The organism is Arminella tubonensis (assembly GCF_003240585.1).
Taxonomy (GTDB): domain Bacteria; phylum Pseudomonadota; class Alphaproteobacteria; order Rhizobiales; family Rhizobiaceae; genus Rhizobium; species Rhizobium tubonense.
In genome coordinates this window covers 566,503-591,834 of sequence record NZ_PCDP01000035.1, presented here as the reverse complement: position 1 = coordinate 591,834, position 25,332 = coordinate 566,503, and the positions used below count along the sequence as shown (strand labels likewise).

The 25,332-nt window shown below is 59.7% G+C and carries 25 protein-coding genes; 19 read left to right on the top strand and 6 right to left on the bottom strand.

Annotated features, from left to right (window positions below):
• Positions 1–6 precede the first annotated feature (6 nt).
• On the top strand, positions 7–387 hold the full coding sequence (locus CPY51_RS14530; protein ID WP_111160896.1) for a hypothetical protein: 381 nt from the start codon (positions 7–9) through the stop codon (positions 385–387).
• 12 nt (positions 388–399) lie between these two features.
• A complete protein-coding gene (locus tag CPY51_RS14525; RefSeq protein ID WP_111160895.1) occupies positions 400–1,230 on the top strand; it encodes a TrmH family RNA methyltransferase in 831 nt (276 codons plus the stop codon).
• A gap of 3 nt (positions 1,231–1,233) precedes the next feature.
• Here CPY51_RS14525 and CPY51_RS14520 read toward each other — a convergent pair whose 3' ends face one another.
• Together CPY51_RS14520 and CPY51_RS14515 are read right to left on the bottom strand one after the other, a co-directional pair.
• Positions 1,234–2,442 (bottom strand): coiled-coil domain-containing protein, encoded by a 1,209-nt coding sequence (locus CPY51_RS14520; RefSeq protein WP_111160894.1) that lies wholly within the window; start codon positions 2,440–2,442, stop codon positions 1,234–1,236.
• A gap of 132 nt (positions 2,443–2,574) precedes the next feature.
• Entirely contained in the window at positions 2,575–3,165 is a 591-nt protein-coding gene (locus CPY51_RS14515; RefSeq protein WP_111160893.1) for a DUF1134 domain-containing protein, read from the bottom strand.
• Positions 3,166–3,368: 203 nt separating this feature from the next.
• On the opposite strand from CPY51_RS14515, the gene chpT reads away from it, so the two are divergent.
• Positions 3,369–4,016: a histidine phosphotransferase ChpT gene (chpT, locus tag CPY51_RS14510; protein ID WP_111160892.1), complete on the top strand. Its 648-nt coding sequence runs from the start codon at positions 3,369–3,371 to the stop codon at positions 4,014–4,016.
• A gap of 123 nt (positions 4,017–4,139) precedes the next feature.
• Positions 4,140–4,502: a response regulator gene (locus CPY51_RS14505; RefSeq protein WP_111160891.1), complete on the top strand. Its 363-nt coding sequence runs from the start codon at positions 4,140–4,142 to the stop codon at positions 4,500–4,502.
• A gap of 152 nt (positions 4,503–4,654) precedes the next feature.
• On the opposite strand, the gene ctrA is transcribed toward CPY51_RS14505, so the two are convergent.
• A complete protein-coding gene (gene ctrA, locus CPY51_RS14500) occupies positions 4,655–5,353 on the bottom strand; it encodes a response regulator transcription factor CtrA (RefSeq protein WP_111160890.1) in 699 nt (232 codons plus the stop codon).
• 442 nt (positions 5,354–5,795) lie between these two features.
• Between ctrA and CPY51_RS14495 the strand changes: the two genes are divergently transcribed.
• A complete protein-coding gene (locus tag CPY51_RS14495; RefSeq protein WP_111160889.1) occupies positions 5,796–6,149 on the top strand; it encodes a flagellar export protein FliJ in 354 nt (117 codons plus the stop codon).
• A gap of 211 nt (positions 6,150–6,360) precedes the next feature.
• A complete protein-coding gene (locus tag CPY51_RS14490) occupies positions 6,361–6,810 on the top strand; it encodes a paraquat-inducible protein A (protein WP_111160888.1) in 450 nt (149 codons plus the stop codon).
• Positions 6,811–6,857: 47 nt separating this feature from the next.
• Here CPY51_RS14490 and sciP read toward each other — a convergent pair whose 3' ends face one another.
• Entirely contained in the window at positions 6,858–7,133 is a 276-nt protein-coding gene (sciP, locus tag CPY51_RS14485) for a CtrA inhibitor SciP (RefSeq protein WP_034476390.1), read from the bottom strand.
• Between the two features lie 391 nt (positions 7,134–7,524).
• Between sciP and CPY51_RS14480 the strand changes: the two genes are divergently transcribed.
• The gene (locus tag CPY51_RS14480; protein WP_244598668.1) at positions 7,525–8,256 is read left to right on the top strand and encodes a helix-turn-helix transcriptional regulator; all 732 of its coding nucleotides are present in this window, start codon (positions 7,525–7,527) and stop codon (positions 8,254–8,256) included.
• Here the strand turns inward: CPY51_RS14480 and CPY51_RS14475 are convergent.
• Both CPY51_RS14475 and cysQ read right to left on the bottom strand, forming a co-directional pair.
• Positions 8,251–9,288: a DUF2793 domain-containing protein gene (locus CPY51_RS14475; RefSeq protein WP_111160886.1), complete on the bottom strand. Its 1,038-nt coding sequence runs from the start codon at positions 9,286–9,288 to the stop codon at positions 8,251–8,253. The two genes, CPY51_RS14480 and CPY51_RS14475, sit on opposite strands and share 6 nt — an antisense overlap.
• 103 nt (positions 9,289–9,391) lie before the next feature.
• Positions 9,392–10,186 (bottom strand): 3'(2'),5'-bisphosphate nucleotidase CysQ, encoded by a 795-nt coding sequence (gene cysQ, locus CPY51_RS14470; RefSeq protein ID WP_111160885.1) that lies wholly within the window; start codon positions 10,184–10,186, stop codon positions 9,392–9,394.
• Positions 10,187–10,521: 335 nt separating this feature from the next.
• Between cysQ and CPY51_RS14465 the strand changes: the two genes are divergently transcribed.
• The 12 genes from CPY51_RS14465 (at position 10,522) to CPY51_RS14410 (ending at position 25,215) form a co-directional block, all read left to right on the top strand.
• Positions 10,522–11,772: a sarcosine oxidase subunit beta family protein gene (locus tag CPY51_RS14465; protein WP_111160884.1), complete on the top strand. Its 1,251-nt coding sequence runs from the start codon at positions 10,522–10,524 to the stop codon at positions 11,770–11,772.
• Between the two features lie 11 nt (positions 11,773–11,783).
• Positions 11,784–12,062, top strand: a complete 279-nt coding sequence (locus CPY51_RS14460; protein ID WP_111160883.1) for a sarcosine oxidase subunit delta — start codon at positions 11,784–11,786, stop codon at positions 12,060–12,062.
• The gene (locus CPY51_RS14455) at positions 12,059–15,016 is read left to right on the top strand and encodes a sarcosine oxidase subunit alpha family protein (RefSeq protein ID WP_111160882.1); all 2,958 of its coding nucleotides are present in this window, start codon (positions 12,059–12,061) and stop codon (positions 15,014–15,016) included. The genes CPY51_RS14460 and CPY51_RS14455 overlap by 4 nt, the downstream gene beginning before the upstream one ends.
• A gap of 10 nt (positions 15,017–15,026) precedes the next feature.
• Positions 15,027–15,581 (top strand): sarcosine oxidase subunit gamma, encoded by a 555-nt coding sequence (locus CPY51_RS14450; protein ID WP_111161012.1) that lies wholly within the window; start codon positions 15,027–15,029, stop codon positions 15,579–15,581.
• A 232-nt stretch (positions 15,582–15,813) separates the two neighbouring features.
• The gene (locus CPY51_RS14445) at positions 15,814–18,240 is read left to right on the top strand and encodes a GcvT family protein (RefSeq protein ID WP_111160881.1); all 2,427 of its coding nucleotides are present in this window, start codon (positions 15,814–15,816) and stop codon (positions 18,238–18,240) included.
• Between the two features lie 307 nt (positions 18,241–18,547).
• Positions 18,548–19,450: a branched-chain amino acid ABC transporter permease gene (locus CPY51_RS14440; protein ID WP_111160880.1), complete on the top strand. Its 903-nt coding sequence runs from the start codon at positions 18,548–18,550 to the stop codon at positions 19,448–19,450.
• A 4-nt stretch (positions 19,451–19,454) separates the two neighbouring features.
• Positions 19,455–20,852 (top strand): high-affinity branched-chain amino acid ABC transporter permease LivM, encoded by a 1,398-nt coding sequence (gene livM / locus CPY51_RS14435; RefSeq protein ID WP_111160879.1) that lies wholly within the window; start codon positions 19,455–19,457, stop codon positions 20,850–20,852.
• Complete coding sequence (locus CPY51_RS14430) at positions 20,852–21,736, top strand: ABC transporter ATP-binding protein (RefSeq protein WP_244598667.1); 885 nt, start codon at positions 20,852–20,854, stop codon at positions 21,734–21,736. Before livM ends, CPY51_RS14430 begins: the two co-directional genes overlap by 1 nt.
• 1 nt (position 21,737) lies before the next feature.
• Positions 21,738–22,466: an ABC transporter ATP-binding protein gene (locus CPY51_RS14425; RefSeq protein ID WP_111160878.1), complete on the top strand. Its 729-nt coding sequence runs from the start codon at positions 21,738–21,740 to the stop codon at positions 22,464–22,466.
• 24 nt (positions 22,467–22,490) lie between these two features.
• Positions 22,491–22,844, top strand: a complete 354-nt coding sequence (locus tag CPY51_RS14420; protein ID WP_111160877.1) for a DUF6867 family protein — start codon at positions 22,491–22,493, stop codon at positions 22,842–22,844.
• A 119-nt stretch (positions 22,845–22,963) separates the two neighbouring features.
• Complete coding sequence (locus CPY51_RS14415; protein WP_111160876.1) at positions 22,964–24,082, top strand: branched-chain amino acid ABC transporter substrate-binding protein; 1,119 nt, start codon at positions 22,964–22,966, stop codon at positions 24,080–24,082.
• Positions 24,083–24,243: 161 nt separating this feature from the next.
• Positions 24,244–25,215 carry a 2-hydroxyacid dehydrogenase gene (locus CPY51_RS14410; protein ID WP_111160875.1) on the top strand — a complete coding sequence of 324 codons (972 nt, stop codon included), beginning with the start codon at positions 24,244–24,246 and terminating at the stop codon, positions 25,213–25,215.
• Positions 25,216–25,332 lie beyond the last annotated feature (117 nt).

The following is a 25,332-nucleotide window of genomic DNA, read 5'->3' as shown; positions in this document are numbered from 1 at the left end:
GTACCGATGACGAATTCCGCGGCAGACGACGACCAGGACGAAAAGCCTCTTGATGCGGCCATGGAAAACGTCCGTCGAAAGATGGTGCGCCTGCAGATCGTCTCGGTCGCCATCATGGTGGTGAGCCTTATGGCGGTGTTTGGCGCCGTTGTCTACAAGACGACGCGTCCGTCGCAAAAGGCGGGGGCCTCGGTCGCCGGCGTTCCCTCCGATGCGCCCGTCGTTGCCAAGGCCGTGCTGCCAGCCGGTTTCTCGGTTCAGTCCGTGGCACTTTCCGGAAGCCAGATCCTGTTCTACGGCACGACGTCGATCGGCCAGCAACAGGCGCTCGTCTTCGACTACAGCGTCGGACGCATCGTCGCGACCGTATCCCTCTCCGGCAACTGACGGGCCTCGACAATGACCGACGGCCGGTTGATCGCGATCGAAGACCCCGGGGATTTCCGGATCGCCGAATTTCGGGATATCCGCGAGCGGGATATGACGGGTCGCGAAGGTCGGTTCATCGCCGAGGGAACTGTCGTGCTCCGCCTGCTTGCGGAGGCGCATGTCTCGCAGCGCGGGTTCGTGGCCGAGAAGGTGCTGCTGTTGCGCAATCGCGTGGCGGGCCTTGAGGAGATCATCGCGGCATTTCCTGAGGATGTGCCGGTCTATGTAGCCGACGCTGCGGTTCTCGACGGGATCGTCGGCTTCCACCTGCATCGCGGCGTGCTGGCAATCGGCCGCCGGATTGCCGAGGACGACGTCGACGCGTTGCTCGGCGCTTTGCCTGAGCATGCGCTGGTGCTCGTCGGCTGCGGCATCTCAAATCACGACAATGTCGGCTCGATGTTCCGCAATGCCGCTGCGTTCGGCGCGGATGCGCTCCTGCTCGACGAGACATCCTGCGATCCGCTTTATCGCAAGGCGCTGCGCGTTTCGGTCGGTTCGGTGCTGACGATGCCTTATCGACGCCAGGGCGCTGCGGTGGATATTCTCCGAGCGCTGGCGGATGGCGGCTTTGCGATCTGGAGCCTGTCACCGCGCGGGCAAACCGATATCCGAAAGATCGCGCCTTCCAAGCGCGTCGCATTTGTCGTCGGCACGGAGGGCGAGGGCTTGCCGGAGGCTATTCTCTCGGCATTCGGTAGCGCCCGCATTTCGCAGGCACCAGGGCTCGACAGCCTCAACGTCGCAACGGCAACGGGGATCGCACTGTTCGAGCTGGCCTCGGCCATGAGGCGCATCTGACGATCAGCGGTCGGGCAAAAGGTCCGATGTTCGTTCTGCAAGGCTGACCCGTCCGCCCTGGCCATGCTCGACATTTTCCGGCAGAAGCTTGAAGATCGGCGATTGTTCGCCTTCCCGAAGCGCAGTGATCGCCACCATATTCGCCGCGATCGTGGCGATTTCCTCGCGCATGGCTTGATCGTGGGCGGCGGAGCGGGATTTCAGCAGACGGTCCGACAGGGCGTTGCTCCGGTTTCGGACCTCTTCAGTCAACTTGGCAATATCGGTTTCCACGGTCTGCTCCGGTTCCACTGAAATGACGGCTGAGGTAACGTCCTTGCCGGCGTTTCGCACCAATTGCGGCCCAGGCAGGGGCTTGACCCCGTTGGCTGGTTTTGCTGATGCAACCGTCTTCGAGATGCCGGCGGCTCTCAGCGCCCGCCCGGCCTCGCGTGCCTCGGCGTTGGCGGATTTCAGCTTATCCTTCAGTCGCGCAACGTCCTGCAGCCGGCGCTCGAGAATGGTTTCCTTGTCCGCATTGCCGGCGATTTCGCGGGTAAGCTTGTTTTCGAGCCGCATCACCTTGCCTTCTTCCTCGGCCAGATGCTGTTCCGCGTCCTTCGCTCTTGTCGTCATCAGCTTGAGGTCGTGGCGCAGGGTGTCCCGCTCTTCGCGAACGGCGTTAAAGCGGAGCCTCATATTTTCGACTTCGGTCTCGCGGGCTGCAAGATCGATCCTCAGGTTGTCGGCGTCGGTGGCGGATTTGTGCAGTCGCTTGCGAAGGGTGTCGAGATCGCTTTCCTTTTCGGCATAGGCCTGCTCGGAGATGCGAAGGCTCGCCTTGAGCTGGCTGATGTAGCTTTCCTCGCGGCGCAATCGCGATCTGAGGTCGCCGGCCTCGACGTTCATGTCATCGATCTGAGACCGAAGTTCCTCGCTTTCGGATGCCAGCCGTCCGGCCTCCTTGGTGAGCTCGCCCTGGCGGAGCTGGAGCGCGATGGCCTTTTCGCGTTCGCGGACGAGGCTTTGCTCGGTCTTGGCATTTTCGGCGGCGTAGAGGGCGCGTGCCATGTCCTTTTGCGCTCGCACCTCCTGGGGGCTCAGCGGCATGGTTGCCTTCAGGCGCTTCTCGGTGAACCAGACGATGCGGCGGTGTACTGCCGGAGCAATGAGGAAGACCAGGAAGACCGCAGTCAGAAAGCCTAATCCGAACAGCAGGACGAATTCAATCACGGCGCGGCCATTGTCTCTACGTTGATGACGAACTCGGTGTCCCGGGATTAAACATGGGGCAGGGGGGAGGGGCAAGCCTGTAAATCGGAGTAGCGCATTCGGCGGCTGCAGTGCGAGCCGCCGTGCGGTCTATCAGAAAGGGTTCCAGGTCGGCGATGGGGTCAGCTTGAGATAGCCGACATTCAGCCCGAGGCGGGCGCCAAGGCCGGTGCGGATCGGGACAATCACCACGTTGTCGTTCTTGAGGACCGTCATGCCGACGCCGGCCACAACGAAAGCCTGTCCGCTGACGCCGCCGTAGCGGGCGTACACACCGTTCACGCTCTGCAGATCATAGACCAGCATCATGACGCGGGTACCCTGGCCGCCATAATCGATGCCGAGAGAGGGACCCTGCCAATAGAGCGGGTGTTCGCCGGCGTTCTTGGTGTTCAGCTGGCCTTCGCCATAGGTAAGGCCGGCGATGAAGGCTCCAGAGCCTTCCTGGCCGAGGATGTAGCCGTTCGGCAGGCCATAGCGTTCGAAGGCAGTCTCCACGACCTTGGCAAGGCCACCGCTGGTGGAGCCGAAGAAATTGTGCCCGGCGTCGACGATTTCCTGGACGCTGTATTCGCCGTTGTTCGTGGCGGAGGCTTCGCGCGGCGCCAGCGGAAGACCGAGGAGTGCGACGAGAAGCATCGCCCAGCTGAAGCCTGAAAATCTCTGCCAAAATTTGTAGCGCATAGGGGTCACCCGTTCATCATGGTCGGTGCGATGAGTCGCTTTCGGCGACGGATGCATTTTGCGTCGATCATATTAACAATCGGTTTACCAAATATGGTGTCATTATGACGCAAATTGTGACCGCCCGTGGTAATCCTCGTGCAAACTTAGTGTGGCAATGTCCGGCCTAATATCGCCACGTCCCGGCCTCCAGGAGACAATGAATGTCGAAGAATCCCAATCTCACTCTGGCAGGGCCGGATCTCGCCGCGCTGCTATGCAGCCGCGTCTGCCATGACGTGATCTCTCCCGTCGGCGCGATCAACAACGGCCTGGAACTGCTCGACGAAGGCGGCGCCGATGCCGACGCGATGGACCTTATCCGCACGAGTGCCCTCAATGCATCGGTCCGGCTGAAATTCGCCCGGCTGGCCTTTGGCGCATCCGGATCAGTCGGGGCATCGATCGATACCGGCGAAGCCGAACGGGCGGCAAAAGACTTCGCCGAGGCGGAAAAGAAGACGGAAGTGACCTGGATCGGGCCGCGCGCCATTGTCGCCAAGAACCGCGTCAAACTGTTGATGAACCTGTTTCTCGTGGCCTACGGCTCCATTCCCCGTGGCGGCAGCCTCGAGGTGACCCTCGAAAATCCCGAATTCGATGCGAAATTCAAGATCGTTGCCAAGGGCCGCTTGATGCGCATCCCGCCGAAATTTGCGGAGATTTGCTCCAGCGTCATCGAAGAAGCAATCGACGCGCATTCGATTCAGCCGTATTATACCGTGTTGCTTGCTGAAGAGAGTGGAATGGAGCTGAAATATTCGTCGACCGGCGAGGAAATTATCTACACCGCTGAATTTATTGGCACATAAGTTCGCGCTATACGCGCAATTGGATGCGCTGCGGTAACGATTCCTTAGCCTCGTCCGACTATCGTTTGAACTCTAAGGACGGCGTCCGAACCGCATTTTGGATCGGGCGCATAGGAGTGGCAGATGCAGAAGTTCATGATCACGGATACGTCGGATGTCGTCCGCAAGGTCGGCAAGCGTATTCTTTCCGAGCTTGACTTCCTGGTCAGTGAAGGCGCCAGCGCCCAGGAAGCACTAGCTTGCTGCCAGGTTGATTTGCCGGATTATATCATCGTGGATTCCGGTATGGAGGGCGCCCTCGACCTCATCCTCGGCATCCGCGCGATGGAGAACGGCAAGGCGGTGAAGATTTACTATTGCGTCGTCGAGGCCGACCTCAAAAAGCTGATGGCCGGCAAGAGGGCGGGAGCCACTGATTTCCTGCTGAAACCGTTCGATCGGAAGATCCTGACGGCAGTGTTCGGCAACCGGGCGATCGCCGCCTGATATTTCCTCGATCCCGGATGAAATGGTTGGCTGCCTATGGGGCGGTCGGCTCACCTTGGGGCAGTCTCAATCGCGAAAAACGAAAATCCCGCCTCGGAAGAGACGGGATTTCGACAGGCACGGGCGGGGTAGGTTGGAAAGCAGCGGCGCCCTCAGGCGCTTTCGGCGAAGCTGCCTTCCGGTTCGCGCAGCACATAGCCGCGGCCCCAGACCGTTTCGATATAATTTGCTCCACCTGCAGCATTTGCCAGCTTCTTGCGCAATTTGCAGATGAAAACGTCGATGATCTTCAGCTCAGGTTCGTCCATGCCGCCATAAAGGTGGTTCAGGAACATTTCCTTGGTGAGCGTCGTACCCTTGCGGAGCGAAAGCAGCTCCAGCATCTGGTATTCCTTGCCCGTCAGGTGAACGCGCTGGCCGCCGACTTCGACCGTCTTTGCGTCGAGGTTGACGATAAGTTCGCCGGTCATGATGACCGATTGAGCGTGACCCTTGGAGCGGCGTACGATCGCATGGATGCGAGCGACAAGTTCGTCCTTGTGGAAAGGCTTGGTCATGTAATCGTCGGCACCGAAGCCGAGACCGCGAACCTTGTCTTCAATGCCGGCCATGCCGGAGAGGATCAGGATCGGCGTCTTTACCTTCGACAGACGCAGCGTACGAAGTACTTCGTAGCCTGACATGTCTGGAAGGTTAAGATCGAGAAGAATGATGTCGTAGTCATAGAGCTTACCAAGATCCACACCCTCTTCACCGAGGTCGGTCGTGTAGACGTTGAAGCTTTCCGATTTAAGCATCAGTTCGATGCTTTGCGCTGTCGCGCTGTCGTCTTCAATGAGTAGAACCCGCATATTTATCCCCTTTACCGCCGCCGAAAGGTTGTCAGCCCCCTTTACGCGATACCGATCCAACCACTGCCTGATTTGAAAGCTGCCATGTAATGGTTAACAAATTCTGATTCCACCTGGCAAGGTGTATCGAGTTTATTAAATAATTTTTCCATTTCACTGTTTTCCAACGTTAATCAGCGAATGCTCTTTCTTAACCATTGCATTAAGAAAATAGGCCAAGCGACTCATCTGACTCATCTATGCAGCTGTTTCGAAATCATTTCGTGGCATTTACTGACCCTTAAATGATCGGGACTATCATTAACGATGCACGTAAACGAAAGGTTACCGTCGGTAGGTTTTTGTTAATACCGTCGGAATTTTTTTGCTCCAAGCCGCGACAACGCGGTGCGGAGGGGTGTTTTGTAGTGAGCCGGGGTCTCGCATCACGGGAGTAATGCGTATGAAGTCACGTGAGAGCCTAGTCCGCCTGAAGGAATTTCAGGTGAACGAAAAACGTCGCCAGCTGCAGCAATTGCAGATGATGATGGGGGAATTCGACCGGATGACGAAGGATCTGGAGAGCCAGATCGTCATCGAAGAGAAAAAGTCTGGAATTTCCGACCCGAACCACTTCGCCTATCCGACCTTTGCAAAGGCCGCGCGTCAGCGTGCGGACAATCTGCAGGTCTCGATCCGCGATTTGCGAACACAGGAAGAGGCGCTGGAAACATCGCTGGAAGAGATGCAGGCGGAATATGCCAAGGCTGCGGCGCTCGAAGAGCGCGATGGTAGCGGCATGAGAGCCCGCGCCTGATCCGACCGTTTCGCCGCAGGTTGCGGCTGAACTCTTCACGAAGAGCCGTGCATGACTGGCCAAGTGGCCGGCCATGCACGGCTTTTGGTGTTTTCTCGACGCCGTACCCGAACGACCAAGGACGATCTGCGCCTTTGCGGATTGCGTTCGGATGGCGGATTGGCTACCGCTTGCTGATATTCCTGGTTTTCCGGCGAGGTAACGACGTCAGATGCGCGGCCTGAAAGCCCTATTGCTCGTCGCCGCGCCGCTGATGCTAGCGTTCGGGCTGGTATTGCCGCTGGTTCGTTTTGAGACGTTTTATTTTTTCAGCGAGACGCCATCGCTTCTCGCGATCGTCGCGTCGCTCTGGCAGAACGGTGACATTCCGCTCGCGCTGATCGTTGCCACCGTCTCGATCGTCCTGCCGATCCTCAAGATCGTCAGCCTGGCGACGGAAGCGCTGGGGGCAAGGGAGGAGCGGGGCGGCTCGTTCTTTTTCGATCACGTCGTGCCGCAACTATCCAGGTGGTCTATGATGGACGTGCTGCTCGTTGCGATCGTCATAACGGCCGCCAAGACCACCGGGCTGGCGACTGCATTCACGCAGCCGGGCCTTTGGTTCTATGCCGCTTCGACAATAATTTCGGGCCTGCTACATTTCCTTCTGAGGAAATATTGAGGCCCGAATCATCAACAAGATCAATGACTAAAGGGGAGGGTTGGCCATCAGTGACGATATTGCTGGATGCGCGTCGTGCGCAGGCCGGCAAGGCCATGACTGCTGATGGATGACTGCCAGGACAGGAATTCCTCGACCGTCAGCGTATAACGTTCACAGGCTTCTTCCAAACTCAGTAGGCCACCGCGCACAGCCGCGACAACCTCTGCCTTACGACGGATCACCCAACGCCTGGTATTGGGCGGTGGAAGATCTGCAATCGTCAGTGGGCTGCCATCGGGGCCGATGACATACTTCACTCGGGGACGTATCATTTCGGTCATTGGACTCTCTACACATACTCAAGACCACATTCCGCACTGTAGCTCGCCACATTTAAAAATTGCCTAAGCCCGTCGTAACACTTTGATAACAATTTTAATGAGATGGCCCGCAAGGTGATTTGCGGGGGAGCGATAGAAGAATTGAGCGCCTCACCCAGGGGGAATTTGAGCTCAATGCATGGGAGCCATGCGTAATCACTACTATAAAATGTGGCGCGCTTGGAATACAAGGACGCCAATTCAAGAATGAATGCCGGAGCTTTTTCCGCTTACCTCTCGATACCACCTCGAATACTTGCAGCAACGCCCCAGCCTTTTTCAGAGGTGGGGCGATGTCTTCGTTTTCGGTGAAATTCGACCGGAGGCTCCTCGGTATTCCGGAGCATCTATGATGAGAGAAAGTGCGAATATAGTTCGCCGGAGCGTGCAGGACACCCTGCCTCCGGTCGTTTCGGCGCTGTCGGCGTCCCACCAAAGGCTTCTTGACGAAGCTGCCAAAAAAGCAGGTTTCGAGTATTTCCTGATGGCACATTTCCCGCGCGGAGACAGCGCCGGCTTTGCCGACAACCGCATCGCCAGCAACTGGCCGCAAGCGCTCGTCGACGAATATTCGGGCGCCGACCTGTTCCATCGCAGCCAGATAGTCGCAGCGCTGAAGCAAACCAACATGCCGATATTCTGCGATTGTGCCGGATTCGACGTGCGGGCTGCGAACGGGGAAGACAAGTTGTTCGACAACCGCTTTGCGGGCCACGGCCTCGGCCGGACCTTCGCCTTCAGCCTGCATGACGCGGCGCTCCAGCACTATATCTTCGCTTTTTCCGGCAGCCGGGCCAAGCTCTCCCGTCAGGAAAGCATGGAACTGGTCTATGGCTCAATGCAGATCCTCGAGGTTTTCGTTCGACACGGCAAGGCGGCCGAGGCGCCTGCCGAGCGATTGAGCAACCGCGAGATCGAATGTCTTCGGTGGTCGGCCGCGGGCAAGAGCAGCGAGGAGATCGCGATCATTCTCGCTCTGTCGACGCATACGGTCGCGAGCTACCTTAAGAGTGCGATGCGAAAGCTCAATTCGGTCAACCGCATGCAGGCGGTAGCACGTGCTTTCCGCTACAGGCTTTTATAGCAGGTACGCGACAATCTCCGTCTTTCCGCTGCCGAATTCGAATTGCGCTGTGCCGCTGTGGAGGAGGCTGAGGCGGTCGCCGGCTACAAGGCTTGCCATCCCGGTGGTGCTCTGGCGAAACGCGCCCGTGGTTGCCGCGGCGCCGCTGGTTGCGAGGACCGTTGTGCCATTGGCCACCAGGCTTGCGGAATGGCCGCCTGATGTGAGAAGGCTGGTGTTCAAGGTCAGCAGATAGTTTCCACTTGCTGGGACGGACAGCCGGTTTCCGAGCGTGCCGCCCAGCGTGTCGCCGAGCGCGAACCCACCTTGATTGGCGCCCAGCTGGCTGAAGCCTGTCTGGGTGCCGTTTACAGGCGTTGCCGCCGCCGCGACAAGGAATGCCCGGACCAGAGGCCGGTTCGGCGTCGTGACGATACCCTTCGACGAGATCTGAAGACCGGTCTGCCAGCCGTTGCCATCCGGGCTTACCTTGATGGCGAAATCATCGTTGCCGGCAATGCCCATTTCGGCTCGCCCGGACCAGTTCGTCTGGAAAAGCAGCGAGGCAGTGTCGGCCAGGGCCTGCTTGTTGACCTTGATCTGATGTCCGTTGCCGGCGTTGTTGAACAGGGTAGCCGCCGCGCTGACCGCAAGCCTAGTGGCCGTGTCGGCCGTCGCGTTGATGCCGAGCGTGTGCATCGCGCCGTTCGCGGGGAGCCCGGTTTCCTGCCATTGTCCGGCCAGCAGGACGCGAAGCCGGGCGTCGGCCCGAAACCAGGCCTGCCAGCCATCGCGCGGCTGTATGAATATCCAGGCCCCGTCCTGGCGCAGGGCAAGCAGGCCGGATTTTCCAGCCCAGGCGCCCGCCGATGATGCGTCGATCAGGTAACATGCGCCTTCTACAGGGCTTGGCGGTGGTGTTGCGGAACGTGCTGCGATCGTCAGCTGTACGATGGCATCGAGCCGTTGCAGGGCCTCGTTGTGGGTCACGTGTTTCTGCGCTTGCGACGGCAGGATATACGGCAGTGCAAGATTGTTGGTTTGGTCGGACAAGGGCTATCTCCCGCAATGTGATTGGGAAGACTCTATGCCGTGCCGTATGCGCGGGGACGCCGGGCAGTGGATTTTGTTGAATTTATTGTGATTTATCGCGCGTCTATGCCACGGCAACGCTCTGCCGTCCGCCCCAGCAGATAAAGTTCGGATTGGCGAAGTCGCTGTCGTCGGACTGGTCGGTCTTGCCGTAATAGAGCGGCCTGCCATCCAGCGTGACCGTGGTGCCGCCGGCCGCTCTCAGGACGGCGTCTCCAGCTGCTGTATCCCATTCCATGGTGCGGGTGAAACGCGGGTAGACGTCGGCCTTGCCTTCGGCCAGAAGGCAGAATTTCAGCGACGAACCAATCGTCGTGCAGGCGGTGACGGCATTTGCCGCCATGAAATCGTCGGTGCTGACGCTTCCGTGACAACGGCTAGCCAGCGCCAGAAGATTTTCTTCCTGTCGGCGTACACGGATCGCCGAGCGCTCGGCGATCTTGAATTGGTCGTTGACGACAAGCTTCTCCGCCTTGCCATCTTCGCCGGTGAAGGCGAGGCCGATGGCCGGGGCGTAGACGATGCCTGCTACCGGCACGCCTTCGTGGATATAGGCTATGTTGACCGTGAACTCGTCGCGATGCTCGACGAATTCGCGGGTGCCATCCAGCGGATCGACAAGAAAGAAGGATTTGCCGCGAATATCGGGAATTATTCCAGCAGCGACGGACTCCTCGGCAATGACAGGAATATGCGGGAAGTCGCGTGCGAGGTGGCGGAGTATGATCTCTTCGGCACGCTCGTCTGCAATCGTCACGGGCGAAAGGTCCAGCTTCAGCTCTACGGCATAGCCGCCGCGGTAGACCTTGAGGATAGCTTCCCCTGCTTCCAGTGCCGCTTTTTCGAACGTCGCGAGCATAACCGTGGTTCCGTCGGATCTCCGCGCCCGTTGCGTTTCGATGTTGATAATACAATAGGTAAGGTGTGTTGACAGCCATGTTTAGAGCCGCCTTCATCACGTTTTTTCGCTGTAGCTGCTGCAACTTGATTTCGCAATCGGCAGTTCGAGAGCGACGGGTTTGTGCACATTCGGCTTCGTCACCGCGTGCTGTTTCGAACACAGTTTCCGCCCATCTGGCCCCTATGATGGGAAAAGCGGGGGATGTCTCATTTGGCTGATTTTATGTCCCATTGGGGCTTGTCGTTTGCATCGCATATGCGAAGGTGCGGCTCGGTTGAGACTTGGGTCATCGCATGGGCTATTCAGCATTTTCCATCCTGAAAAACGCATTTTCAGGAAATCGCAACTGGCAACCGGTCTGGCGTACGCCCGAGCCGAAGCCGCATTACGACGTCATCATCGTCGGAGGGGGCGGGCACGGACTGGCGACCGCCTATTATCTCGCCAAGGAATTCGGCATCACCAACATTGCGGTGCTGGAGAAGAGTTATATCGGCTCCGGCAATGTCGGGCGCAACACGACGATCATTCGATCCAACTACATGCTGCCGGGCAACGAGCCGTTCTACGAGCTTTCTATGAAGCTCTGGGAGGGTCTGGAGCAGGATTTCAACTACAATGCGATGGTGTCGCAGCGCGGCATCGTCAACCTGATCCATTCCGACGGGCAGCGGGATGCCTATGCCAGGCGCGGCAACGCCATGCGCATGCACGGCGTCGATGCCGAACTGCTCGACCGCGAGCAGGTCCGGAAGATGATGCCCTACCTCAACTACGATCACGCGCGGTTCCCTATCCTCGGCGGGCTGCTGCAGCGGCGTGGCGGCACAGCTCGTCATGACGCGGTTGCCTGGGGCTTTGCGCGCGGTGCCGACATGCGTGGTGTCGATCTTATTCAGCAATGCGAGGTGACCGGCATTCGTCGGGAGAACGGGCGGGTGACGGGCGTCGAGACGTCGCGCGGCTTTATCGGCTGCAACAAGCTTGGGCTCGCTGCCGCCGGCAATACGTCGACGCTCGGGCGCATGGCCGAACTCGACCTGCCGATCGAAAGCCACGTGCTGCAGGCCTTCGTTACCGAAGGGCTGAAGCCCGTGATCGATAACGTCATCACCTATGGCGCCGGGCATTTCTACATCTCGCAATCGGACAAGGGCGGCCTCGTCTTCGGCGCAGATCTCGATGCCTACAGTTCCTATGCGCAGCGTGGCAATCTTGCGACGGTCGAGCACACATTGGAGGAGGGCGTGGCCCTTATCCCGGGCCTTTCCCGCGTCCGGGTGCTTCGTGCCTGGGGCGGCGTCATGGACATGAGCATGGACGGATCACCGATCATCGACCGAACGCCGATCGATAATCTCTATCTGAACTGCGGCTGGTGCTATGGCGGCTTCAAGGCGACGCCGGCTTCCGGGTTTTGTTTCGCCCACCTGATCGCCAAGAACGAGACCCATGACGTCAGCCGCCTGCTGCGCCTCGATCGTTTCGAGCGTGGTTTCGAGATCGACGAAAGCGGCAAGGGTCCGCAGCCGAACCTGCATTGAGAACCTAAATCATGGCAAGCCTGATTACCTGCCCGCATTGCGGCATACGACCCAAGGAAGAGTTCACGATCCGCGGCGACGCTTCGGTGACGCGCCCGGCGCCGTCGGCATCCGATGAGGCCTGGCACCGCTACGTCCATATCCGCGACAATCCGCGCGGCCGCTATCTCGAATATTGGCACCACGCATCCGGCTGCCGCCGCTGGCTGATCGTCGATCGCAGCAATGTGACGCATGAGGTCTTTTCCGTCACCGATGCCGCCGAGAAGGCGAAGGAGGTTGCCCGATGAGCGCCTATCGTCTCGCATCAGGCGGCTTGATCAACCGCAGCCGGCCAGTAACCTTCAGTTTCGACGGTAAGAACATGAAGGGTTTCGACGGCGATACGCTGGCTTCGGCGCTGCTTGCCAACGACCAGCTTCTTGTCGGCCGCAGCTTCAAATATCACCGCCCGCGTGGCATCGTGACCGCTGGCTCCGCCGAACCGAACGCGCTGGTTTCTATTGGCACAGGCGGGCGCACTGAGCCGAACACGCGCGCGACGGTTGCCGAGCTCTACCAGGGCCTCGAGGCAATCAGCCAGAACCGCTGGCCTTCGTTGAAATACGACATTGGCTCGCTCAACAGCCTGCTATCGCCGTTCCTCGGCGCCGGGTTCTACTACAAGACGTTCATGTGGCCAGCGGCGTTCTGGGAAAAGGTATACGAGCCTTTCATTCGCAAGGCGGCCGGCCTCGGCAAGGCTGTCATGCAGGCCGACCCTGATCGCTACGAGAAAGCGTGGGCGCATTGCGACCTGCTGGTCGTCGGCTCCGGTCCGGCCGGCCTGATGGCGGCGCTGACGGCAGGTCGCGCGGGACTTCGGGTCATTCTTGCGGATGAGGGATTTCGGCTTGGTGGATCGCTGTTGAGCGAGAGGCTATCAATCGGCGGCACCGGCGCCGATGCCTTTGCGCAGTCCGTTCTCGACGAGCTCGCGAGTTTCGAGAATGTGACGCTGATGCCGCGCACGACTGTCTTTGGCTGGTACGACGACAATGTTTTCGGCGCGGTCGAGAAGGTGCAGAAGCATGTCGCCATGCCGTCGCCGGAGCTGCCTGTCGAGCGGATGTGGCGCATTGCCGCCAAGCGGGCGATCCTTGCGACGGGCGCTGAAGAGCGGCCGCTGGTGTTCGGCGGCAACGACCGCCCCGGCGTGATGGTGGCAGGCGCGATGCGCGGCTATCTCAATCGTTTTGGTGTTGCGGTCGGCCAGAAGGTTGCGGTGTTCACCAATGGCGGCTCCGGTTATCGCACGGCTCACGATCTGGCCGCCCAGGGTATCGAGATATCGGCGATCATCGACACGCGCACGGGCGCAGCCGATGCGGCTCCGCAGGGCGTTCGGGTGATCCAAGGCGGCAGCGTCACGTCGACCAAGGGCAAATACCGGATCGAGGAGCTGATTGCCGATCGCGGTGGGCTCGACGAATATATCGCCTGCGACGCGCTTGCGATGTCGGGCGGATGGTCGCCGATCATCCATCTTGCCTGCCAGCGCGGGGCAAAGCCTGTCTGGTCGGAAGAACGACAGGCCTTCATGGCGCCGACCGTCGGCGGCGAGCTGGAGCTTGCGGGCTCGGTGGCGGGAGTGGAGACGGTTGCCGAATGCCTGAGGGACGGCGTGCGCAAGGCGGCTTCCGTTTTGGCCAGCCTTGGGTTTGCTGCGGAAGAAAGTGAAATTCCCGAAGTCGAGGGCGAGTATGACGCGTCCTTCGCAGCGATCTGGTATGTGCCCGGCGCCAAAGACAAGGCGTTCATCGACTTCCAGAACGATGTGCATGCCAAGGATTTGGGCCTGGCATTGCGCGAGGGCTTCGGCCATGTCGAGCATGCAAAACGCTACACGACCAGCGGCATGGCGACGGACCAGGGCAAACTTGGCAACGTCAATGCCTCAGGCATCATCGCCGGCATGCGCGGCGTCAGCCCCGCTGCGGTTGGCACCACGACCTTCCGGCCGTTCTATACGCCCGTTTCCTTCGGCGTGATGACCGGCACGGCGCGCGGCAAGCATGCGCGGCCTGTTCGCCAATCACCGCTGCATGGCTGGGCAAAGAAAAATGGCGCGATCTTCGTCGAGGCTGGTGCATGGTACCGCTCGTCGTGGTTCCCGCGTGACGGTGAGAAGACCTGGCGCGAGAGTGTCGATCGCGAAGTGCTGAACGTTCGCGCCAATGTCGGCATCTGCGATGTCTCGACGCTCGGCAAGATCGAGGTCTTCGGCAAGGATGCGGCTGAGTTCCTCAACCGGCTTTACAGCAATGCTTTCCTGAAGCTCCCGGTGGGCAAGGCGCGCTACGGGCTGATGCTGCGCGAGGACGGCTACGTCTATGACGACGGCACCACCAGCCGGCTTTCAGAGACCCACTTCTTCGTCACGACAACGACTGCCTATGCCGGCGAAGTCATGACCCATATGGAGTTCTGCTCGCAGACCCTGTGGCCCGATCTCGACGTCCGTTTCGTCTCCTCTTCGGACCAATGGGCACAGATGTCTGTCGCCGGCCCCAAGGCGCGGCTGGTTCTGCAGCAGCTGATCGAGGACGACATTTCGAACGAGGCATTCCCCTTCCTCGCTGCCGCTCCGGTGACGCTGAAGGGCGGATTGAAGGCGCGGCTGTTCCGCATCTCGTTCTCAGGCGAACTTGCCTTCGAACTGGCGGTGCCGGCCGGCTACGGCGAAGCGGTCGCCGATGCGCTGATGGAAGCCGGCAAGGCCCACGGCATCTGCGCTTATGGCGTCGAGGCGCTGAACGTGCTGCGCATCGAGAAGGGCCATGTCACCCACAACGAACTCGACGGCCGCACCACGCCCGACGATGTCGGTCTCGGCCGGATGATGTCGACGCCGAAGGTGGACTTCATCGGCAAGCGGTTGTCGACGCGCTTCGGCCTGACGGCTGCCGACCGGATCCAGCTTGTCGGCCTGAAGCCGGTCGATACTGCGAAGGAAATCAAAGCCGGCTCGCACCTGCTGAAGGAAGGCGCGAAGCCTTCGACGGCGAACGACCAGGGGCATGTTTCATCCGTCTGCTTCTCGCCGGTACTCGGCCACTCGATCGCGCTCGCGTTCCTGAAGTCGGGACGCGAGAGGATGGGCGAGAAGATCGTCGTCTGGGACGGATTGCGCGGCGAGGAGACGCTGGCCGAGGTTTGCAGCCCGGTCTTCGTCGATGCCGAGAACAAGAAGCTGCATGCTTGAGGAGCCTGTCATGAGTGTCGCATTCACGAACCGGCATGTGCTCGAAGACCATATCGCCGGCTTCGAGGCCCGCCCGAACCCGAACCACCTGACGGTCGTCCGTCAACCCACCATCTTCTCCGTCCTTGCCCATGCCGGACATGAGGATTGGGTTCATGCAGCGTTGACTGCGATGGACGATGTCTCGGTGCGCACCGTTGGTCCCGGCGAGTGGCTTGCGGTTTCCGAGACGCTTGGTGTCGAAAGCCTTGCCCGCGATTTCTCGATGCTTGATGCCGAGCGCGTTTCGTTTTTCGAACAAAGCGACGGCAGGACGCTGTTGCGGATTTCAGGCCCGAGCGTGCGTAAAATTCTAGCCAAATGCGTTCCCGTCGACCTTCATCCCGATGTCTTCGTCGAGGGTCAGTCCGGCAGCATGCTTTGCTGCCATGTCAGCGCCAATATTGCGCGCACAGGTCCCGATACTTTCGAGATCGCCGTCATGCGGTCCTTTGCCGGTACCGTGTTCGACGAGATCATGGAAATGGGTCGCGAGTTTGCGCTGACGGCTGGTTTCACCGCCTGAGGGGATGGCGCGATCCGGACAATCGCGATGGCGCAAATGGGAAGATCGGCTTCGCAGTTCGGGCTATTTGGGCAGCGGGATTGCCACTAGGCTGAACGTCAATTCGAGTGATTGACCAGGGTTTTCCGTCTGATTTGAGAGCGGCGGAAATTCGGGATCGGCGTCGAAAGCCACGAGATTCCATTCCATTTCGATTGCGCCCGGCAGAGGCGCATGCAACCGGAGATTCTACATGAAAAGCCATACGAAGGTCGTCGTCATCGGCGGCGGTGTCGTCGGATGCTCGGTGCTTTACCACCTGACGAAATTCGGCTGGACCGACGTGGTGCTCCTGGAGCGCTCCGAGCTGACATCGGGCTCGACATGGCACGCAGCCGGCGGCATGCACACAATCAATGGCGACCCGAACGTTGCAAAGCTGCAGAAATACACCGTCGAACTCTACAAGGAAATCCAGGAATATTCCGGCCAGGACGTCGGTCTGCATATGACGTCCGGGCTGATGCTGGCGGCGACGCCTCAGCGATTCGACTGGCTGAAATCGATCCTTGCGAAGGGCCGGTACAACGGGCTCGAGGCGACGTTGCTGACGCCTAAAGAAGCGCATGACATGATGCCGCTTCTCGACCCGGACCAGTTCGTCGGTGCTCTCTATGATCCGGTCGAAGGCCACCTCGACCCCTACGGCACGACGCACGCCTATGCCAAATCCGCCAAGAAGAACGGTGCCGATATCTATCTGCATACGAAGGTCGAGGATCTCGTGCAGCGCGAGGATGGCTCCTGGCGCGTCATCACCAACCAGGGTGACATCATCGCCGAGCATGTGGTCAACTGCGGCGGCCTCTGGGCCCGCGAAGTTGGGCGCATGGTCGGGCTGGAACTGCCGGTGCTGGCGATGGAGCACATGTACCTCATTACCGAGGACATGAAGGAGGTCACCGATTTCAACGCGGCGACCGGCAAGGAGCTGATGCACTGCGTCGATTTCGACGGTGAGATCTACCTTCGCCAGGAGCGTCATGGCATGCTCATGGGCACCTATGAAAAAGCCTGCCGTCCGTGGTCGCCGCTGAACACCCCTTGGGATTTCGGACATGAACTGCTGGCCGAGGATATCGAGCGGATCACGCCCGAGCTTGAGGTCGGTTTCCGGCATTTCCCGGCCTTCAACAATGCCGGCATCAAGAAGATCATCAACGGCCCCTTCACCTTCTCGCCAGACGGCAACCCGCTGGTCGGACCGGTGCGCGGCATGACCAACTATTGGTCCGCCTGCGCCGTCATGGCCGGCTTCAGCCAGGGTGGCGGCGTCGGCCTGGCGCTTGCCAACTGGATGATCTACGGCGATCCGGGCTTTGATGTCTTTGCCATGGATGTGTCGCGCTACGGCGACTTCGCGACGCTTTGCTATACCAACGCCAAGGTTCGCGAGAATTATCAGCGCCGCTTCTCGATACGCTATCCGAACGAGGAACTGCCGGCCGGGCGGCCGCTGATGACCACGCCGATCTACGACAAGCTGAAGGCGGCTGGCGGGGTTTTTGGCGCCTCGTATGGTCTCGAACAGGCATTGTGGTTTGCGCCCAAAGGCGAAGAAGACAAATTCTCATGGCGCCGTTCCAATGATTTCGATGTCGTCGGCGCCGAAGCCAAGGCAGTGCGCGACAGCCTCGGCCTGATGGAGACGTCGGGCTTTGCGAAATACACGGTCAAGGGTCCGGGCGCCGAAGCCTGGCTCGACCGCCTGCTGACCTGCCGTATTCCTGCCATTGGGCGTATGACGCTGGCACCGATGCTCAAGCATGATGGCAAGCTGATCGGCGACTTTACGCTGGCAAAGCTCGGGGAGGGCGATTTCCTGCTCATCGGCTCCGGGATTGCCGAATCCTACCATATGCGCTGGTTCGAGGATCAACTGCCGAAGGATGGTTCCGTAGTGCTGACGGCGCTGGGATTGTCGCTGCTCGGCCTGTCGGTTGCAGGGCCGAACGCACGTAAACTGCTGCAAAAGTTGACGCATCACGATCTTTCGGACGAGGCTTTCCCATTCATGCAGATCCGCCGCATGGATATCGGCATGGCGCCGGCGATTGTCGGACGCGTGTCCTACACGGGCGATCTCGGCTTTGAACTCTGGATGAAGCCGGAATATCAGAACTATCTGTTCGATCTGCTGATGGAAGCGGGTAGCGAGTTCGACATCAAGCTATTCGGCCTGCGGGCGCTCAACGCGCTTCGCCTCGACAAGTCATATGGTAGTTGGTCGCGCGAATTCCGCCCGCTCTACGGACCGCTGGAAGCCGGTCTCGGTCGCTTCGTGGCGCTCTCCAAGCAAGCGGATTTCATCGGCAAGGAAGCGGCCGCGAAGGAAAAGGTGGAAGGCGGCACGATGCGCCTGAAGACCTTCATCCTCTCTGCTGACGATGCCGACGTCATCGGCGACGAGCCGATCTATCACAAGGGTGCTGTCCGCGGCTGGGTCACCTCCGGCGGCTATGCGCATGCCTCAGGCGTTTCGGTCGCGATCGGCTATGTTCCGAAGGAGATCGCCGACGAGGTCGACGGCTGGTCGATTGAGCTTCTCGGCGAGATGTTGCCCGCGTCATTGCAACCGCAGGCATTGTTCGACGCCAATGGGTCGCGCATGCGCTCCTGAGAAGTGAGCGGCAAAGAGCAGCCACGGGCCCTCCGGGGCCCGTATTTATTTGCCGACTTTTTCCGTAAATGTTTCTTCAGCGTCACTTTTGGCTAGTTTTGAGCCAGGGTCTGCTGATTTTCTGTCATATTTGGCTTCAAATGCGCCATTTCCCCAGGTTTTGAAAAGAATTTTTCAACGGAACGCCTTTTTGTCTTCACATTTCTTTTGAAAGCGGTATGGAATCGCGGAGGCCGATGCCTGTTTTACGGGCAGACGTTAACCAATAAGAGATGCGGAAAAAATTCGCGTCCAGGGGAAATGATATATGGAGTACTTCGTCCAGCAGCTCCTTAACGGGCTGACTCTCGGATCCATCTATGGCTTGATCGCTATTGGCTATACGATGGTTTATGGCATTGTCGGCATGATCAATTTTGCCCATGGCGACGTTTTCATGCTCGGCGGTTTTGCTGCCCTCATCGTCTATCTCGTTCTCACATCGATCTTCATCGGCCTGCCCGTCGCCGTGATCCTGTTGGTCATGCTCGTCGTCGCCATGCTGATGACGAGCCTGTGGAACTGGACGATCGAGCGGGTCGCCTATCGGCCGCTGCGCGGATCATTCCGGCTGGCGCCGCTGATTACGGCGATCGGCATGTCGATCACGCTGTCGAATTTCATCCAGGTCTCGCAGGGCCCGCGCAACAAGCCGATCCCGTCGCTGGTCCGCGACGTCTATACCGTCGCCGGCATATCGGTTTCCCTGAAGCAGATCATCATCATCGCCATCACCGCGGTGCTGCTGACGATCTTCTGGTATATCGTCAATCACACCGCCCTTGGCCGCGCCCAGCGCGCCACCGAGCAGGATCGCAAGATGGCGGCGTTGCTCGGCATCGATGTCGACAAGACGATCTCCATCACTTTCGTCATGGGCGCCGCACTCGCTGCCGTCGCGGGTACGATGTATCTGATGTATTACGGTGTTGCCTCGTTCACCGACGGCTTCGTTCCCGGCGTCAAGGCGTTCACGGCGGCCGTTCTCGGTGGTATCGGCTCGCTCCCTGGAGCGGTGCTGGGCGGGTTGATGATCGGGCTTATCGAGTCGCTTTGGTCGGCCTATTTCACCATTGCGTACAAGGATGTCGCAACGTTCGCCATCCTTGCTTTCGTGCTGATCTTCAAGCCGACCGGTATTCTCGGACGGCCGGAAGTCGAGAAGGTATAGCGCCATGGAAAATTCAAGCACTGTTGTTGGCAAGGCCGAGGGCGGACTTGTCCGCAAGGGGCTAATCGAAGCCTTTTACGCCGCTCTGATCTCTTTCGGGATGTTCGTTCTCTACATCGGCCTCAAGACCGATCAGAACATCGACAACGAGTTGATCATCATCCAGCGCTGGGGCCTGCTGGCGATCTTCGTCGCAATCGCCGCCGTCGGCCGTTTCCTGACGATCGTCTTTCTTCGCCCATATCTCGACGCACGAAAGCTTAACAAGGCGCGGCGTGGCGAACTCGACATCTCGGATACGAAGGGCGTCTTTCGCACGCACTTCCTCAAGATTGCGCTGGTTGCGCTCCTGCTTTACCCCATTGCTGCCCTTTGGCTGGCGGGAACCCAAGGCTCGATTAAGTTCGTCGACAATTTCGGCATTCAGATTCTCATCTACGTGATGCTTGCCTGGGGCCTCAACATCGTCGTCGGTCTCGCCGGCCTGCTCGATCTCGGCTACGTCGCCTTTTATGCGGTCGGCGCCTACTCCTATGCGCTGCTCTCGAGCTATTACGGTCTGTCGTTCTGGGTGCTGCTGCCGCTCTCCGGCATCTTCGCCGGTCTCTGGGGGGTCATCCTCGGCTTTCCCGTCCTCCGGCTGCGCGGCGACTATCTTGCCATCGTCACGCTTGCTTTCGGCGAGATCATCCGCCTCGTGCTGATAAATTGGTCAGAGGTGACGAATGGCGGATCCGGCATCTCGGGCATTGCCAAGGCCTCGATGTTTGGCATCTATTCCTTCGACGTCGGCGCTGCCAATAATTTCACCAAGGCATTCGGCCTGCCGATGTCGTCGGCCTGGTACAAGATCTTCCTGTTCTACCTGGCGCTTCTGCTTTGCATGCTGATCGGCTATGTGACGATTCGCCTGCGCCGCATGCCGCTCGGCCGCGCTTGGGAGGCCTTGCGCGAGGATGAAATCGCCTGCCGCTCGCTTGGCATCAACACAGTGACCACAAAGCTCACGGCATTTGCGACGGGAGCGATGTTCGGCGGTTTCGCCGGCTCCTTCTTCGCTGCGCGCCAAGGTTTCGTGTCGCCGGAATCCTTCGTCTTCATGGAATCGGCTACCGTTCTTGCCATTGTCGTTCTCGGTGGCATGGGATCGCTGACGGGCATTGCCATCGCTGCGGCCGTCATGATCGGCGGCACCGAGATGCTGCGTGAAATGGACTTCCTGAAGCTGATCTTCGGGCCGGACTTCACGCCTGAACTCTACCGCATGCTGCTGTTCGGCCTGGCAATGATCATCGTCATGCTCTTCAAGCCCAGGGGCTTCGTCGGCACGCGACAACCGACGGCATTCCTGAAGGAACGAAAAACCATATCGGGCAGCTTTACCAAGGAGGGCCACGGCTGATGATCTCCGTTACCCAATCCTCGGAAACCATGCCTGAAGACGTTCTGCTCAGGGTCGAGCACTTGTCGATGCGCTTTGGCGGCCTGATGGCCATCAACGACTTCTCGTTCGAGGCCAAGCGCGGCGAGATCACGGCGCTGATCGGGCCGAACGGTGCAGGCAAGACCACCGTGTTCAACTGCATCACCGGCTTCTACAAGCCGACGATGGGAATGATCATCATGCAGCAGAAGGCGGGCAAGCAATATCTGCTCGAGCGGCTGCCGGATTTTCTCATCACCAAGGATGCCAAGGTCGCCCGTACCTTCCAGAACATCCGGCTGTTTTCCGGCCTGACGGTGCTGGAAAACCTGCTTGTCGCCCAGCATAACAAGCTGATGAAGGCGTCGGGCTACACGATCCTCGGCCTGCTTGGAATTGGTTCCTATCGTTCCGAGGCCAAGAAGGCGATCGAGCTTGCACGTTATTGGCTGGAGAAGGCCGATCTCATCGATCGAGCCGACGATCCGGCCGGCGATCTGCCCTACGGCGCCCAGCGCCGGCTGGAGATTGCCCGTGCCATGTGCACGGGGCCGGAACTGCTCTGCCTGGATGAACCGGCGGCCGGCCTGAACCCACGCGAGTCGGCAGCATTGAACGCGCTGCTGCGCAGCATCAGAGCTGAGACCGGCACCTCGATCCTGTTGATCGAGCACGACATGTCTGTGGTCATGCAGATCTCCGACCACGTGATCGTCCTCGAATATGGCCAGAAGATTTCCGACGGTACGCCTGACCACGTCAAGAACGACCCGAGGGTGATTGCCGCCTATCTCGGTGTCGAAGATGATGAAGTGGACGAGGTTATCGCCGCGGTCGAGCACCTCGAAGGGGGCGCACACTAACATGACAAGCCAACCACTTCTTCAAGTGCAGAATGTCGAGACATTCTACGGCAATATCCGGGCGCTGGCCGGGGTCGATGTACACGTCGACAGCGGCGAGATCGTCAGCCTGATCGGTGCCAACGGGGCCGGTAAGTCGACGCTGATGATGACGATCTGCGGCAGCCCGCAGGCGCGCAAGGGTTCGGTCATCTTCGAGGGCCGCGATATCACCAAGATGCCAACGCACGAGATCGCACGGCTGCGGATTGCGCAATCGCCGGAAGGGCGCCGCATCTTTCCGCGCATGACGGTGCTTGAAAACCTGCAGATGGGCGCCGGCCTCGACGATCTCAAATTCTTCAAGGAAGACGTCGAAAAGATATTCACGCTCTTCCCGCGCCTCAAGGAACGCCAGGCACAGCGCGGCGGTACGCTTTCGGGCGGCGAACAGCAGATGCTGTCGATCGGCCGGGCGCTGATGGCCCGCCCGAAGCTGCTGTTGCTCGATGAGCCCTCACTCGGGCTGGCGCCGCTGATCGTCAAGCAGATCTTCGAGGCGATCAAGGTGCTCAACAAGACCCAGGGGTTGACTGTCTTCCTCGTCGAGCAGAACGCATTCGCTGCGCTGAAGCTTTCCGATCGCGCCTATGTCATGGTCAACGGCAAGGTGACGATGAGCGGTTCGGGCAAGGAATTGCTTGCCAACCCGGAAGTGCGCGCCGCCTATCTCGAAGGCGGACGTCACTGATGCGCGCGAAGGGGAGCATTTGATATGCAGGGACTTTTCTTCGAAACAGACACTGGTGTTCGCTACTTCATCCGCTTTCTCGTCGTTCTTATCGGCTTCTGGACCGCGTGGCGGGCCGGCAAGGCCGCGGCCGACGGCTGGAGCAGCTATCCGCGCGTGGTCGTCTATACGCTGTTGCTGGCATTGGTCATGCGCTTCCTGCATCACGCCCTGTTCGACGGGCCGATGCTGAGCGCATTCTATTACGTCATCGACTTCGTTCTTCTTCTGATTGTCGCGACGGCTGGCTATCGCTATCGCCGCACCAATCAGATGGTCAACAACTACTACTGGCTTTATGAGAGGGCCTCAGTCTTTTCATGGAAGAAGAAGAATTGACAGTGCGTTGAATCTAGGCACTGATTAGCTCCAGAGTAGAACTCGTTTTCCGGCGCGATAATGGTGGGTATCGTGCCGGTCAAGTGGAACAAACCCGCCCAAAAATTGGGAGTAACAATATGAAGAAATATCTTCTGTCGGCAGTGGCCCTGTCCGCCATGGTTGCGTTCGGCGGTGCCGCTCGTGCCGACATCATCATCGGCGTTGCCGGCCCATTGACCGGTGCAAACGCTGCTTTCGGCGCTCAGCTCCAGAAGGGTGCCGAACAGGCTGCCGCCGACATCAATGCTGCCGGTGGCATCAATGGTGAAAAGATCAAGGTTGAGCTCGGCGACGACGTCTCAGACGCCAAGCAGGGCGTTTCGGTTGCCAACAAGTTCGTCGCTGATGGCGTCAAGTTCGTTGTCGGCCACTTCAACTCGGGCGTTTCCATCCCGGCGTCTGAAGTTTACGCAGAAAACGGCATCCTCCAGATCACTCCTGCTTCGACCAACCCGACGTTCACCGAGCGCGGCCTCTGGAACACGTTCCGCACCTGCGGCCGTGACGACCAGCAGGGCGCGGTTGCCGGCAAGTACCTGGTTGACAACTTCAAGGACGGCAAGGTCGCCATCATTCACGACAAGACGCCTTATGGTAAGGGTCTTGCCGACGAAACCAAGAAGAACATGAATGCAGGCGGCCTGACGGAAGCCGTCTACGAAGGCATCACCCCCGGCGACAAGGACTTCTCGGCCCTGATCGCCAAGATGAAGCAGGCCGGTGTTACCGTGGTGTATTACGGCGGTCTTCATACGGAAGCCGGCCTCATCATGCGCCAGATGGCCGACCAGGGCCTGAAGGCTCACTTCATGTCGGGTGACGGTATCGTTTCGAACGAGCTGGCATCGATCGCCGGCGACGCCGTTGACGGCACGCTGATGACCTTTGCTCCCGATCCGCGCAAGAACCCTGCTGCAAAGGAACTCGTTGAGAAGTTCCGCGCTGCCGGCTTCGAACCGGAAGCCTACACGCTCTACGCTTATGCTGCCATGCAGGTCATCGCCGACGCCGCAAAGGCCGGCGCTTCCAGCGACCCGCAGGCTGTGGGCGCCGCGTTGAAGGCAAAGGGCCCGTACAAGACCGCTATCGGCGAACTCGGCTTCGACGCCAAGGGCGACATCACACGTCCGGACTACGTGATGTACAAGTGGGGCAAGGGCACCGACGGCAAGTACACCTACACCGAAATCAACTAATATTCGGATTGGTGCCGGCTGAAGCCGGCACCGTTCGGATATTGTGGTTTTCGAAGCCCGGCCAATGGCCGGGCTTCTTTCGTTTTGAACGAGCGCTCACCATTTGCTTCCGCGCCGCGATGGTCTAAATCTCCGGGATCACGAACCAGGACGGATCCCCGATGCCAAGACCCCGCATTCTCGTTACTCGGCGCTGGCCCGCCGCGGTGGAAGCCGTGCTCGCCGAGCGCTTCGACGTTAGCTTGAATACCAATGATGTCGCGCTGAATGCGACACAGTTGCGAGCTGCGTTGCGGGACTACGATGCGGTGCTGCCGACGGTGTCGGACAGGCTGCCCGCCGACCTATTCGAGGGCGAGCCGCTGCGCACCCGTATCCTTGGCAATTTCGGCGTCGGCTTCAATCACATCGATATTGCCGCGGCCAAGGCACGTGGCATCGCCGTCACAAATACGCCCGGCGTGTTGACCGACTGCACAGCCGATATCGCCATGTTGCTGCTCCTGTCCGTCGCCCGGCGCGGCGGCGAGGGCGAACGGCAGGTCAGGGCCGGCGAGTGGGTGGGCTGGAGCCCGACGCATCTGGTCGGCACCAAGGTCACGGGGAAGACGGTCGGCATCATCGGTTTCGGCCGGATCGGCCGGGCATTTGCGCAACGCTGCCACTTCGGCTTCGGCATGAACGTCGTCTTCTACAACCGCTCTGCGATCGATCCGCACGAGGCGGCGCGTTATGGCGCCGAACAATTGCCGACCGTCGAGGATGTGCTGGCGGTTTCTGATTTCGTTTCGCTGCACTGCCCGGGCGGTGCCGAGAACCGCCATTTGATGAACGCATCGCGCTTGGCTGCCATGAAGCCCGGGGCCATCCTGATCAATACCGCTCGTGGCGACGTCATCGACGAACAGGCGCTGATTGCGGCGCTGGAAAACGGAACGATCCGCGGCGCCGGCCTCGACGTCTACGAGGCCGAACCGAACGTACCGGAAAGGCTGCGTCAAATGGAAAACGTCGTGCTGCTGCCACATCTCGGCAGCGCCACGGAGGAGACGCGCACTGCGATGGGCATGAAGGTGGTCGACAATATCACCGCGTTCTTCGACGGCCGCGAGCCGCCGGACCGTGTGGTTTGAGCTTGGTTTTGAGTTGCTAGCCCAGCGTTGAAAGCAGACCCACACCCTCATGGTGAGGTGCGATGCTGCCGGTGCCGCGGTCTCCCCCTTCTCCCCTCGGGGAGAAGTGCCGAGCGC